Origin of the sequence: Faecalispora anaeroviscerum (assembly GCF_947568225.1) — a bacterium.
Taxonomy (GTDB): Bacteria; Bacillota; Clostridia; order Oscillospirales; family Acutalibacteraceae; genus Faecalispora; species Faecalispora anaeroviscerum.
In genome coordinates this window covers 300,472-313,685 of the sequence record NZ_CANOOQ010000001.1, presented here as the reverse complement: position 1 = coordinate 313,685, position 13,214 = coordinate 300,472, and the positions used below count along the sequence as shown (strand labels likewise).

The following is a 13,214-nucleotide window of genomic DNA, read 5'->3' as shown; positions in this document are numbered from 1 at the left end:
CCTTCTTTCTATCTGTATTTAAATTTAATTTATTTACTATGAATATTATATTATAAGTTGCTATTTTCTTGTTGTGATTCTAACCATTTTTCATTTTATTTCTTCCTCCACTTTTGATTTTCGGGGAAAACTATTGTGAAAATTTGTACCTTTTTTCGCCGAAAATTATCGGATCATTGATGTAGTTTGAAAACTTTTCTTTTTCCAAATAAAATATCTTTCGCTTCGTACAAGATGTGATATAATGAGGAGGAACTATTTTAAGAACAGGTTAAAAAATGATGAAGCATTCATGTAAGGGGAGTGTAAATGACTGTCTCACTAGCAGATTTTATATCGTGGATCTCGATTTATCCCATGCTTGGAATCACTGCGCTGCTCACCACCGGAGTGATTCTTGTGAACGGCTGGACGGATGCCCCCAACGCGATTGCCACATGCGTGTCTACCCGCGCTATGGCGCCAAGGCCGGCCATTCTGATGGCTGCCGTATTCAACTTTTTAGGCGTTTTTGTTATGACCTCAATCAATGCCAGCGTAGCCGCTACCATCTATAACATGGTTGATTTCAGCGGCAATACACACGAAGCTCTTGTGGCTTTGTGCGCCGCACTGCTGGCGATTGTCATCTGGGCCACTGCCGCCTGGTGGTTCGGAATCCCCACAAGCGAAAGCCACGCGCTGATTGCCGGACTTTCCGGCGCGGCGATCGCCCTGCACGGCGGCCTTTCGGGCATTAACGGTGCCGAGTGGATCAAGGTGATTTACGGCCTTGTTCTCTCAACCCTGCTCGGTTTTGTCATGGGCTGGGGCAGCGCCAAGGTTACACAGTTCTTCTGCTGCAATATGGATCGCCGGCGCACCACCGCATTTTTTCAAAAGGCACAGATTGGCGGCGGCGCGGCCATGGCGTTTATGCACGGCGCACAGGACGGCCAAAAATTCATGGGCGTATTTATGCTGGGGATGTTCCTGGCCAAGGGAGAAGCAAACGTGCCGAACTTTCAGATTCCAATCTGGCTGATGCTGTTCTGTTCCCTGGTCATGGGTCTCGGCACCTCGATCGGCGGCTACCGCATCATCAAGGCTGTCGGCATGGACATGGTCAAGCTGGAAAAACACCAGGGCTTCACGGCTGACCTTGCCGCCGCAGGCTGTTTGCTGCTTTCTTCCCTGACAAGCATTCCGGTTTCTACCACACATACCAAAACCACCGCCATTATGGGTGTTGGTGCCGCAAAACGTCTCTCCTGCGTAAATTGGGGAGTCGTGAAAGAAATGGTGATGACCTGGGTACTAACCTTCCCCGGCTGCGGATTGATTGGTTTTCTGATGGCCAAACTGTTTATAACTATTTTTTAATATCGGCATCTGCCGACACCTTGACGAAACAGGAGAATCGAAACTATGGCGAGAAAAAGCGATCAATATTATTACAATGTATTGTCTGAGGGCATTGATTACTGCATGCAGGCCGCCGATTTACTGCTGGCAACGCTGAAGGATTACCACCCGGAAAAGATGGATGCCTGTATTCGGGACATGCATGCAATTGAGCATGCGGCTGACCTGGCCAAGCACGTGATGATGAGCCGCCTGGTCAAGGAATTCATCACTCCCATTGAGCGCGAGGATATTATTGAGCTGGCTCAGACGATCGACGACGTGACCGACGGAATTGAGGACGTTGTGCTGCGGCTGTACATGTTTCACACGCAAACCATTCGCCCGGAGGCGCTGCAGTTCGGCTCTATCATTGTTTCCTGCTGCCAGGCTCTGAAATCGATGATGGATGAGTTTCACAACTTCAACAAATCCAGCACAATCCACCAGATGATCATTGACATCAACCGGATGGAGGAGGACGGCGACAAGCTTTATACCGAAGCGATTCATGCTTTGTATGCCAATCCCACCGACCCGATCGAAATCTTCACCTGGACGGAAATCTTCAACCACTTTGAGCGTTGCTGCGATACATGCGAAGATGTAGCCAATGTAGTGGAAAGTGTTATTATGAAGAACACCTGATTTCCTTTTCTATATCACACGTATTTGCGGCGGGCAGCTTTTGGCTGTCCGTTCTTTTTTGGGGTGCGGTCAGGCATGTACTTGCCTTGGCCGCACCTGTTTCTGTTTTAGTCAGAGCTGGCCATCTTTTTGTTGCGATTTTTTAGTTCTCTGCACGAACTAAATCAACAAAAAACGATTCTGTCTCTTCCAGGAACAATAATTTTTTATATGAATGATCTTCCATATGTTGAAATGATTTCTGTATTATGGAATCTCTTGATTTTCAGGTACTCTGCCCTAATTCCCGTGTCAATTTTTGAAGAGTTTTTAATTTTTTGTCAAATTCTTCAAACCGTGCATTCTTTTGTGGAATTGGTAGAGCCAATAAAATTTCGATTTCAATGTATATTCTTAACATTTTTAACATAAGCAAACGAAATGCACAAATTTTGATATTGACAAAGCACTTTTTCCAGAGGATAATAAGACAAAGTGGCGGTAGCAAGGGGAGCGCTCCGTCATTTCACGCGCAATTTGGTAGTATCAATTATCAAAGAAAGCGTTCATGAAGGAGGAGCAATTGTGTTTCTGGAGTTCATTCTTGCGCTGTTGCCGATTTTATGGCTTGTCGTATCTTTGTGCTACATAAAAATGCCTGCTTACAAAGCCTGTCCCGCAGCGCTCGTCATCACTGTTCTGTTAGCCCTGTTGTATTGGAAAACCCCCGGATCGCAGGTACTCACCGGCGGACTGGAAGGCGCTACAATGGCGCTTTGGCCCATTTCCCTCGTAATCATCGCCGCAATCTTTACATATAACCTTACCGTCAAAACCGGAGCCATGGCAAAAATTCAAAAAATGCTGACCTCCGTTTCGAACGACAAACGGGTGCTAGTACTGATCATCGCCTGGGGTTTTGGCGGATTTATGGAAGGAATGGCCGGTTTTGGAACCGCCGTCGCCATCCCCGCCAGCATTCTGTGCGGCCTTGGTTTTAACCCCATCTTCGCCGCTGTCGTCTGTCTGGTGGCAAACGCCACCCCCACAGCGTTTGGGTCAATTGGAATTCCCACCGTTACCGCCGCATCCGTTTCGGGCCTTGACCCTCAGGCCACAGCGATTGTGGTATCGATGCAGCTGTTTTTGATGGTGCTTCTCACCCCCTTTCTCCTGGTCACAATCACCGGCGGCGGCCTAAAAAGCCTGAAAAGCAGCTGGCATATCGCCCTGATTTCCGGCCTTGGGTTCGCAGTGGTACAGCTTCTCGCAGCCCGCTTCATCGGCGCGGAGCTGCCCGCAGTAACCGGCTCGATTGCAAGCATGCTGCTGACCATCGGCGCTGCAAAGATTTTCTGCAAAAACACTCCGAAAGAGTATCAGCTTTCTGAGGAAAGCAGTGCCAAGCTGCAAAAACAGGAACACCCGAGCTTTCGCGAAGCCGTCATCTCGTGGTCGCCTTTTCTGCTGATTTTCGTCTTTCTGTTGACCGTTTCTAAGCTGGTACCCCCTGTTTACAGTGTGCTTTCTGCGGTGAAAACCAGCGTTGTCATTTATTCGGGAGCCGGGGCTTCGCCCTACACATTCTCATGGCTGACCACCCCCGGCGTTTTGATTTTTGTTGCCGCGTTCCTGGGTGGGCTGCTGCAGAAAGCCAGCCTTTCTGAAATGGCACAGGTGCTGCTTCAAACGGTGAAGCAGATGCTGAAAACCATGATCACTCTGATAACAATCCTTGCCGCCGCAAAAATCATGGGATACAGCGGCATGACCCGCGATATCGCAACCTTCCTTGTAGCGATTACCGGCACAGCCTACCCCCTGGTTGCGCCCCTGATCGGCTCGATTGGCACCTTCGTTACCGGCAGCGCCACCTCCTCTAGCGTGCTGTTCAGCTCGCTGCAGGCAGAAACCGCTCGTGCTATCGGCTTACAGGAAATTTGGCTGGTAGCCGCCAACACCATTGGCGCCACGGCAGGCAAAATCATTTCACCCCAGAGCATCACGATCGCGGTGGCCTCCACCGGAACCAGCGGAGAAGAAAGCAATATTCTCCGTATTACTTTGAAATATTATTTGCTGTACATCGTGATTTTTGGCCTTATCTCTTATTTGGGTTATGGTCTTCTCTCTCTCGTGTAAGCGACACAACGCTTGCTTTACGGAACACGGTCCTCTGCCCGAATCTCCCCTTTGAGCAGGGTATTTCACCGAAATTGGAAGCTTTCGAAGCAAGCAGACTCCATTCGATTGGATAAATCATTTCTTGTATCAGGAAAGGAACGTGCAGTATGAGCCAGTACAACAAGGTCACCCCCGAATTGATCGAACAATTCAGACAGATCGCACCCAACCGCGTTTCCGTCAACGGAGACATCAACGACGATTTTACCCATGACGAAATGCCGATTTACGGTAAAGCATGTCCTGAGGTTGTCATCGAAGCCACCTCCACTGAGGAAGTTGCGGCTGTGATGAAGCTTTGCTACGAGAACAGCATTCCCGTCACCCCCAGAGGCGCGGGCACCGGCCTGACCGGCGGCGCGGTTGCTCTTTGCGGAGGTGTTATTCTTTCTACCACCAAGATGAATAAGATTCTTGGCTATGACAAAGAAAACCTGAACGTTCGCGTTCAGTCGGGTGTTCTGCTCAACGATTTGGCGGAGGACGCCACAAAGCAGGGCTTGCTCTATCCCCCGGATCCGGGAGAGAAATTTGCTACCCTTGGCGGTAACGTTGCCAATAACGCGGGCGGCATGCGCGCCGTGAAATACGGCACCACGCGCGACTATGTACGCGCTATGACGGTCGTTCTGCCCACCGGCGAAATCGTCCGCCTGGGCGCGAGCGTATCGAAGAGCAGCAGCGGCTACAGCCTGCTGCACCTGATGATCGGCTCCGAGGGAACCCTCGGAATCATCACCGAGCTGACGCTCAAGCTGGTTCCTCAGCCGAAAGAGGTTGTCAGCCTGATCGTTCTGTTTGAGAATCTGGAGGAGTGCATCGCCGCTGTTCCACAGATCATGTTGGCGCATCTGCAGCCCCAGGCACTGGAATTCATGGAGCGCGAGATCGTCATTTCTTCCGAGGCTTACCTCGGCAAAAGCGTGTTCCCGCAGGAGTTTGAGGGCAGCCAGGTGAACGCCTACCTGCTGATTACCTTTGATGGTGAAAACGCCGACCAGCTCGATGAAATCATCGAGAAAGCCTCCGAGGTGGTTCTGGAAGCCGGTGCGCTGGATGTTTTGGTCGCCGACACGCCGGCCCTGAAAAAAGATGCCTGGGCGGCCCGCAGCTCGTTCCTTGAGGCGATCGAAGCACAGACCAAGCTGCTGGATGAATGCGACGTGGTTGTACCCACCAGCAAAATCGCAGAATACCTCACTTACATCAAATCAATTGAGCCGGATTATGGCTTCCAGATTAAGAGCTTCGGCCACGCCGGCGATGGCAATCTGCACATTTACACCTGCTCCAACGACATGGAGCTGGAGGAGTTTAAGAGCCAGGTTCACGACTTTATGAAGAAGGCCTACGCTAAGGCAACGGAATTCGGCGGTTTAATCTCCGGCGAACACGGCATCGGCCACGGAAAGCAGGCCTATCTTTCTGAAATGGCCGGCCCGGTGAACATGCGCCTGATGAAGGAAATCAAATCCGTTTTTGACCCGAAAGCAATTCTGAACCCCGGAAAAGTCTGTGTGAGACTGTAAGCAATCAAACTATTTTGAGTGGAGGAAAAAGCGATGGCATATATCATTTCTGAAGAAGGTCAGGAGCTGCTGGGAGCAGTGAAGGAATTTTGCGAAAAAGAAGTCAAGGAACAATGCAAGAAATATGACAAAACCGGTGAATGGCCGAAAGAGATTTATGATAAGGCGATTGAAATGCAGCTGCACATGCTGGAGGTTCCCGAAGAATACGGCGGCATGGGCCTTGACCGTGTCTCCGTCGCTGCTTTAATCGAGCAAATGGCAATTGCCGACTCCGGGTTTGCCACTACGATTTCCGCAAGCGGCCTCGGCATGAAGCCCGTTCTGATCGGCGGAACCGAAGAACAGAAGCAGCGTGCCTGCGATTTGATCGTAGACGGCGGATTCGCCGCTTTCTGCCTTACCGAGCCCGGCGCGGGCTCCGATGCTTCCGCCGGCAAAACCACCGCCGTTCGCGACGGCGACAGCTACATTCTGAACGGACGCAAATGCTTTATTACCAACGGCGCGGTTTCGTCCTTTTACTGCGTGACCGCGATGACCGACAAATCCGCCGGTACCAAGGGAATCTCCATGTTCTATATCGAGAAAGACACGCCCGGTCTTTCCACAGGACATGAAGAGGATAAAATGGGAATCCGCACCTCCAACACCTGCGACGTTGTGCTTGAGGACTGCCGCATTCCCGCTTCCAATTTGATCGGCGCCGAAGGACAGGGCTTTTCCATCGCCATGAAAACGCTGGATCAGGCTCGCGCCTGGATGGGTTGCATCGCAACCGGCATCGCCCAGCGCGGCATGGAGGAAGCCATCGCCTACGGCAAAGAGAGAATTCAGTTCGGCAAGCCAGTGCTGAAAAATCAGGCACTGCAGTTTAAAATTGCCGACATGGCCATCAAGATTGAAACTGCCCGCCAGATGGTGGCCCATGCCCTTACCCTGATGGATCTCGGTCTGCCTTACAGCAGGGAATCCGCAATCGCGAAGTGCTATGCGTCCGACATTGCGATGGAGGTTGCCTCCGAAGCGATTCAGATGTTCGGCGGCTACGGTTTCAGCCGTGAATACCCGGTAGAAAAGTTGCTGCGTGACGCGAAGATTTTCCAGATTTTTGAAGGAACCAACGAAATTCAGCGCATTGTTGTTGCCAACAATACCATTGGTCGATTCTGATTCGCCGGAGCATTCACCCATACAAAAAAATCCTCCCCTAGGGGGAAGAAATCAAACAACCTTACCCTTCTGCAAATAGAACAAAACAATAACAGCAATTCTCTCCCCGCCTTCGGCGGGAGGAGAACCAACAGCATTCTTTCTGCAAGGAGAACGAAACAATAACAGCAATTCTCTCCCCGCCTTTGGCGGGATGAGAACCAACAGTTTTATTTCTGCAAGGAGAACGAAACATATGGAAATACTGGTATGTATCAAGCAAGTGCCGGACGACGCGGCTGAAATCCGCCTGAAGGCGGACGGAACACCCGATCTGGACAACGTGGCGCAGGTCGTGAACGCGTTTGACACCTATGCTCTGGAAATGGCAACCCGTTTGAAGGAAGCGGTAGGCGGTGAGATTACGGTGATCAGCGTGGGCGGCGAAAGCGCCCGCGACGCGCTGAAAAACTGTCTTGCCGTTGGCGCACAGCACGCGTTTTTACTCACCGACCCCGCCTTTGAAGGCTCCGACAGCTTGGGCAAGGCCCGGATTCTAGCGGGGGCAAAAGCCAAGCTGGAAGAGAAATCCGGCAAGCCCTTTGACCTGATCTTCTGTGGACTCGAAGCCACCGATAAGGCTACCGGCCAGACCGGTGCGCAGCTGGCCGAGTTATTGAATCTTCCCCTGGTCACCAATCTGACCGATATTTCTTATGAAAACGGTACCGTCACCGCCAAGCAGGAAACCGATTTTGGCTACAACCGAATTGATTCCGCCGCACCGTGTGTTGTTACCGTGAATACGCCGGCCTACACACCACGCTACCCCACCATCAAGAGCAAGCTGGCCGCGAAGAAGATGCCCATCGACCCCATTTCTCTTGCCGATTTAGGTGAGGATGCCGGCAAGGTCGGCGAAAAAGCCGCCCTCACCCGCACCGTACGGTTTGCGGAGCCTCCCCAGAAGGTTGCCGGGGTGAAAATTAAAGAAGAGACCTGCGAGGATTCCGCCCGCCGGGCCGTAGCCATGATGGTCGAAGCAAAAGCGCTGTAAGGGAGTACTGAAACATGGAACAAAATCAAACTCAAAACGTATTGGCGTATGTGGAAACCAGCGCCGGAAAACCTGTGAATGTCGGTTTGGAGCTGCTGACGCTGGCCAGAACAATCGCCGGTGCCGCCGGGCAAAAAGTGACCGCCGTTCTGATCGGCAGTGAGCTGGATGAAGCAGCGCAGCGAGTTGCCAGCCTTGGTGCGGACAAAGTGATCGTTGTGGATGACCCTGCTTATGCCGCCTTCTCGATGGATGAATACACCGGCGTATTGGAGCAGCTTGTCAAAGACGAGTGCCCTTCTGTATTCCTGATGGGAAACACGCTGCAGGGAAAGGGAATTGTTCCCCGCCTGGCGGCCCGCTTCCAGAGCGGCTGTGTTGCGGATGTAACTTCCGTCTCCACTGAGGGCGATGCGCTGCATTGGATTACACTCCGCTTTGGCGGCACTGTTCTGGCCGAGGAGGTCATCGAAAATTCCCCGGTACAGTTTGCAAGCGTGCGCACCGGCGCATTCTCCAAGCCGGAGCCCACACAGAATACCGCACCGGTAGAAAAGAGGGCAATCGCTGTTTCGGCTGACTCCATTCGCACGCAGATCCGCGAGGCGGTGAAGGAGCTGACCGAAAGCGTAAACCTGGAAGACGCCGACGTGATCGTCTCCGGCGGCCGCGGCATGGGAAACGCGGAAAACTTTAAGCTGGTGGAAGAGTTGGCGGCCCTTTTGGGCGGTGTGGTAGGCGCTACCCGCCCCGCAATTGAAGAGGGCTGGGTATCGAGAGCGCACCAGGTTGGCCAATCCGGCAAGATCGTTGCGCCGAAGCTGTATATTGCCTGTGGTATTTCCGGCGCGACGCAGCACGTTTCCGGCATGTCCTCCTCCGGCTTTGTCGTAGCCATCAACAAAGATGAAGACGCCGCTATTTTTGATGTGGCGAATGTCGGCATCGTCGGCGACGCGGTTAAGGTCATCCCCGCGATGATTGAGGAAATCCGAAAAACAAAAACAGAAGCCTGATTCCCCCATCCCCCTCCGTTTGCCTGTCTTCTCCACCTTAGAGGCAGAAACGGTTTATCAAAAATAGCTTTTCTCTGTATTTTTTCGGTTCATTACAATAAGGCAGGGCAGATCGTTTGATCTGCCCTGCCTTATTTCATTTTATATCACCGCAAAATTCATTGTGCGGCGGTTCAACGATCTATACCGCTTTCAAGGTGTTTCGTCTTTAAACTGCTGCAAAAGCTCATCCTCCTGAGGAAACGAAAAATCCGCCATGAGACCCTGCTCCAGCATGTATTCATCAATCAGCTCAAAATGATCCTGCACAGCCAGAGAAAGATGAACCTTATTCCGGCGGCACAGCGCATTTACAATCTGTTCATGCGCATATTGCAGCTTATGGCCCGTGTCATCATGCAGTAAAATATTATAGCGCAGGTCGTGGATAAAGCGGTCGATGGAATCCGACAATGCGCGCAGAATCTGAATAATCAGTTCATTCCCGGAAGCGATGGCAATCAGATTGTGCAGCTCCTTATCCAGCAAATCAGCCTGCTCCCCTTCACAGGTTCTCAGCTCTTTTACAATTTGCTCCAAACGCGCCACCTGCTCCGAAGAAATACGATCCACAGCGAGCATCGCGGCCTCCATCTCCAACCCCCGGCGCAGCTCCGCCAGCTGCCGGTAGCTGATTCTTTGGAGTAGCGAAAGCAGGCCAAAAGTATCCTTGAGACTTTGGCTGATGTCGCAGCAAATAAAGTTCCCCGCGCCATGTTCACTGCGAATAAACCCCATATGCTCCAGCAGGCGCATGGCTTCCCGCACAGAATTGCGGCCCACGCCAAGCTCTTCGGCCAGCTTTCGTTCCGGCGGAAGCGGATTTTCCATTGAAAGACTCCCGTCCTTCAGTTTTTGCTGTAAATAGTCCAGTACCTTTTCATAAGCCTTTGCGCTCTTTTCCTTTTCCATGAAAGGAACCCTCCATTGTCTGTCCGGGCATTCCGAATTATAATCTAACGTTAGACGATATATTGTATTATAGCATATTGTTCGGAATTTTCGTAGCCCTAAGACAGAATACATACCAACGGGAGATCTCTTCTTTGATTGCGCTCTGGCACGATTTTACAGGCATTCTCAATAAATCAGAAACTATATTTTTCGATCTCAAACTTGTACGCTTGCGGCCTTTTCCTTTACAGTATGCAAGCCTCTTTCGCAGCGGTTACCCCAGGCATCCAACAGCTCGTCATCCCGGTAAAAACGGACAATCTCACAGCGATTGGGGCAGCCGGAGCATTCACCTGCTTTTGTCGTAAAGGTCATTTCCAACAAAGACGGATCGAAGGGCTGCTTCCTCGGCACAGAGCGCGACAAAATGGCCGCGCCGATCGCGCCCATCAAATGAGATTCCGGGTCTACCGTGACGCCGGCGTGAAGCTCATCCTCAAACGCCCGAACAACTCCCTTGTTTTTGCTCACGCCACCCTGAAACACAATCGGCTCTTCAATGCGTTTGCCCTTGCCTACATTATTTAAGTAGTTCAGAACCACCGCACGACACAGTCCCGCTACAATATCTTCTTTGCTGTGCCCGGTCTGAGCCTTGTGAATCATATCTGATTCCGCAAACACCGTACATCTTGCGGCAATTTTAGAGGGGGATTGGGAACGCAGCGCCAGGTCGCCAAGATGCTCTACCTCCAGCCCCAAACGCTTGGCCTGCGACGATAAAAATGCGCCGGTACCGGCTGCACACAGCGTATTCATCGCGTAATCGGAAACCACCCCACCGCGGATCAGAATAATCTTGGAATCCTGCCCGCCGATTTCCAGGATCGTACGCACCCCCGGGTGACGTGACAGCGTTCCTACTGCATGGGCCGTAATTTCATTTTTGACCACATCCGCTCCCAGCATACTGCCGATCAGCCGCCGCGCGGAACCGGTTGTGCCAACGGAACGCACGCTGACCGGGCCGGGCGCTTGTTCAAATAGAATGCCCACCAGGCGCTTGACCGCCCCCACCGGGTCGCCCTCCGTCCAGAGATATTCCTCCGAAAGCACCTGCCCATCCTCACTCAGTAGCACGCCCTTGGTAGAGATAGAGCCGATGTCAACCCCCAGAGACACGAGCTGTTCCATACGCTTTTTTCCTCCTCATGTCAATCATATCGGCAAAGGCCTCCAGCCTTGTTTCCACCCCCACCTCGCTGGTGTTAGCGTCGAAGCTCAGGTGCAGAATCGGTATGCCGTAGTCCTGCTCCAGGCGCGTTAAAGCAGGCATCACGTTCAGCTCCGGTATGCAGCCAAACGACTTCATGTGGATCAGCCCGTCATAGCCCAGGTCGGCATACTGTCTGGCCTGGCAGACGCTGTCTACCCCATTGGCTCCTACCGTATATTTTAAATAGTCTCCACTTTCCCGCAGAGAGATGCGGTCTTTTTTCCCAAACAGCAGAAATGACGCGCTCATCCTTCTGCTGACGCTGATGTTTCTGGACGCCAGCTGCTTCTCCAGGTAAAAATTGCTGAACGGTTCCATCAGCGTATACAGCTCCCCAATCACTCCAACACGAAGTGGCATGGCGCTCTTTTTCACCGGAATATCATGTATGGCACGGGAGTACTGCTGCTTCAGGCGTTCCAACTGAAGCATGGTGTTGGGTTTGCTTAAATCCTTTAAAAGCTGCTTCTGAAGCTTTTCAAAGGAACCCGGAACCAACTCAAACCCCACGTTTTCACGAATATTGTAATTCAGCGCATCCATGATTTTCAGGCTTTGCGCCGTGCGCATCATCACACTTACAATTTCGCGCATGGAAAGCGGGCACTCCAGATTGCGGAGTACCCGATAGATTGCTTCCGGCTTTACAAGCGCCCGGGAAAAGCAGAGAAAATCAAATTGATACCCCAAATCCCGTAAAATCTGCTCCTGAACCTCTCCGTAATAGCCATAGCGGCAGCCAAGACCCGTTTGCAGCAACACATTCGCCCCGGCCTCAAGGGCTTCGATATAGTTCCCCATATTATATTTAAACGGAGAGCAGACAAAATCGGGGCTGTATTTGCTGCCCAACTCCAGCGTACGCTGAGTGATCGGAGGGGCGGAGATCACTCTCTGTCCCGGAAAGAGCTCCCCGATCATCGAGCGAATGATCACATGGTAATCCCCGATATGGGGAAAACTGAACACAAGCTGCTTATCCATATACCCTTTTCCTTTCCCCCAAAATATCCAGAAAGCTCTCAATTCGAGTCTGCAGCCCGGCGTCTGACTGCTGCTCATCCATGAGGAGCTGAATCACCGGCACCTCGTGTACCCGCCGGATGACCAGCTCATTGACAAGAGAATCGGTGCCGCAGGGAAACGCGGTGAGCAGAATCACACCGTCCACACGGTTTTTGTACAACTCGATTGCACCGATCATCTCCTTATTCATCGTCCAATACAGCTGCGTAGAGATCGCCTTGGATTTCTGGCTGCAGTCACGGCGATTACAGTAATCTGAAAATAAGACGGTTCCGTTCTGCTCGCGGATCATCCGGCAGACCGGCCCACCAATAAACGAATCATGACTGATATAAGGCTGTGCGGCGATCAGGATTTTCAGGCCGTCGCCCTCACTGACACGCCGCTGACGCTCCATACACGCAGAATCCTTCCTTTGCTGGCACTGCCTGGCTCGCTGATACGCTCGAAAGCACTGGTCTGCGCTTTTGCCCAGTTGTCGGCCCATTGCAATAAAGCCGAGCATTTCAGAGCGCGTGCTCCCCTTTAAATTATAAGTAATCAGCTTGGCCCAGGGAAACGTATGCCGCACAATATCGTACAGCCCTAAAAAGCGCACGCAAAATTCCTCACTGCCGCGGGTTCCCTCAAATCGAGGAACCAGTATCACGTCGCATTGACCCAGAAGAGACTCCACATGACCTAAATACAGCTTCATGGGCAGGCAGTTTTCCGCTTCGGAATGACGAATTCCGTCCTCCAGAATAGTTCTGCAGGTTTCGCTGCTCACAATGACCTCACACCCAAGCTCCTGAAAAAATGTTACCCACAAACAACCGTACCGATAATATAGGAATGCTTTTGGTATTCCGATTTTCAATGTTATCACCCAAAGGCTATTATGGATTTTTTCTCTGTAAGTATTCATTTGGCAGGTGCATTTCCATATCCTCACAACAAGCACGAATTTGATATACATCAAAAAAATCCATTCAAGGCACCTGTAAGGGCTTGAATGGATTTTCACGGGTCAACTAATTTCATTTCAAAAA

11 protein-coding genes are annotated in these 13,214 nt (G+C 51.6%); 7 read left to right on the top strand and 4 right to left on the bottom strand.

Annotated elements, in window-relative coordinates; genetic code table 11:
• Positions 1–309: 309 nt before the first annotated feature.
• The 7 genes from QOS46_RS01550 to QOS46_RS01520 all read left to right on the top strand — a co-directional run bounded on the left by QOS46_RS01550 (position 310) and on the right by QOS46_RS01520 (position 8,948).
• Positions 310–1,362, top strand: coding sequence for an inorganic phosphate transporter (locus QOS46_RS01550; protein ID WP_283606780.1), 1,053 nt, complete (start codon positions 310–312; stop codon positions 1,360–1,362).
• Positions 1,363–1,407: 45 nt separating this feature from the next.
• Complete coding sequence (locus tag QOS46_RS01545) at positions 1,408–2,031, top strand: DUF47 domain-containing protein (protein ID WP_283606778.1); 624 nt, start codon at positions 1,408–1,410, stop codon at positions 2,029–2,031.
• Positions 2,032–2,595: 564 nt separating this feature from the next.
• Positions 2,596–4,152 (top strand): L-lactate permease, encoded by a 1,557-nt coding sequence (locus tag QOS46_RS01540; protein WP_283606776.1) that lies wholly within the window; start codon positions 2,596–2,598, stop codon positions 4,150–4,152.
• A 149-nt stretch (positions 4,153–4,301) separates the two neighbouring features.
• The gene (locus QOS46_RS01535; RefSeq protein ID WP_283606775.1) at positions 4,302–5,723 is read left to right on the top strand and encodes an FAD-binding oxidoreductase; all 1,422 of its coding nucleotides are present in this window, start codon (positions 4,302–4,304) and stop codon (positions 5,721–5,723) included.
• A gap of 33 nt (positions 5,724–5,756) precedes the next feature.
• Positions 5,757–6,896 (top strand): acyl-CoA dehydrogenase family protein, encoded by a 1,140-nt coding sequence (locus QOS46_RS01530; RefSeq protein ID WP_283606773.1) that lies wholly within the window; start codon positions 5,757–5,759, stop codon positions 6,894–6,896.
• A gap of 235 nt (positions 6,897–7,131) precedes the next feature.
• Entirely contained in the window at positions 7,132–7,932 is an 801-nt protein-coding gene (locus QOS46_RS01525) for an electron transfer flavoprotein subunit beta/FixA family protein (protein WP_283606771.1), read from the top strand.
• A 14-nt stretch (positions 7,933–7,946) separates the two neighbouring features.
• Complete coding sequence (locus QOS46_RS01520) at positions 7,947–8,948, top strand: electron transfer flavoprotein subunit alpha/FixB family protein (protein ID WP_283606768.1); 1,002 nt, start codon at positions 7,947–7,949, stop codon at positions 8,946–8,948.
• A 192-nt stretch (positions 8,949–9,140) separates the two neighbouring features.
• On the opposite strand, the gene QOS46_RS01515 is transcribed toward QOS46_RS01520, so the two are convergent.
• From QOS46_RS01515 to QOS46_RS01500, 4 genes are all read right to left on the bottom strand, one after another.
• Positions 9,141–9,899, bottom strand: a complete 759-nt coding sequence (locus QOS46_RS01515; RefSeq protein ID WP_283606766.1) for a FadR/GntR family transcriptional regulator — start codon at positions 9,897–9,899, stop codon at positions 9,141–9,143.
• A gap of 198 nt (positions 9,900–10,097) precedes the next feature.
• Positions 10,098–11,075 (bottom strand): acyl-CoA dehydratase activase, encoded by a 978-nt coding sequence (locus tag QOS46_RS01510; protein ID WP_283606764.1) that lies wholly within the window; start codon positions 11,073–11,075, stop codon positions 10,098–10,100.
• Positions 11,047–12,141, bottom strand: a complete 1,095-nt coding sequence (locus QOS46_RS01505) for a hypothetical protein (protein ID WP_283606762.1) — start codon at positions 12,139–12,141, stop codon at positions 11,047–11,049. The genes QOS46_RS01510 and QOS46_RS01505 overlap by 29 nt, the downstream gene beginning before the upstream one ends.
• The gene (locus QOS46_RS01500; RefSeq protein ID WP_283606760.1) at positions 12,134–13,090 is read right to left on the bottom strand and encodes an acyl-CoA dehydratase activase-related protein; all 957 of its coding nucleotides are present in this window, start codon (positions 13,088–13,090) and stop codon (positions 12,134–12,136) included. The genes QOS46_RS01505 and QOS46_RS01500 overlap by 8 nt, the downstream gene beginning before the upstream one ends.
• Positions 13,091–13,214: the final 124 nt, after the last annotated feature.

What these genes read in the sequence shown, in the direction of transcription:
- QOS46_RS01545 (WP_283606778.1), top strand. Translation starts at nt 1,408, where the DNA reads ATGGCGAGAAAAAGCGATCAATATTATTACAATGTATTGTCTGAGGGC.
- QOS46_RS01520 (WP_283606768.1), top strand. Translation starts at nt 7,947, where the DNA reads ATGGAACAAAATCAAACTCAAAACGTATTGGCGTATGTGGAAACCAGC.
- QOS46_RS01515 (WP_283606766.1), bottom strand. Translation starts at nt 9,899, where the DNA reads ATGGAAAAGGAAAAGAGCGCAAAGGCTTATGAAAAGGTACTGGACTAT.
- QOS46_RS01510 (WP_283606764.1), bottom strand. Translation starts at nt 11,075, where the DNA reads ATGGAACAGCTCGTGTCTCTGGGGGTTGACATCGGCTCTATCTCTACC.
- QOS46_RS01505 (WP_283606762.1), bottom strand. Translation starts at nt 12,141, where the DNA reads ATGGATAAGCAGCTTGTGTTCAGTTTTCCCCATATCGGGGATTACCAT.
- QOS46_RS01535 (WP_283606775.1), top strand. Translation starts at nt 4,302, where the DNA reads ATGAGCCAGTACAACAAGGTCACCCCCGAATTGATCGAACAATTCAGA.
- QOS46_RS01500 (WP_283606760.1), bottom strand. Translation starts at nt 13,090, where the DNA reads ATGAATACTTACAGAGAAAAAATCCATAATAGCCTTTGGGTGATAACA.
- QOS46_RS01550 (WP_283606780.1), top strand. Translation starts at nt 310, where the DNA reads ATGACTGTCTCACTAGCAGATTTTATATCGTGGATCTCGATTTATCCC.
- QOS46_RS01525 (WP_283606771.1), top strand. Translation starts at nt 7,132, where the DNA reads ATGGAAATACTGGTATGTATCAAGCAAGTGCCGGACGACGCGGCTGAA.
- QOS46_RS01530 (WP_283606773.1), top strand. Translation starts at nt 5,757, where the DNA reads ATGGCATATATCATTTCTGAAGAAGGTCAGGAGCTGCTGGGAGCAGTG.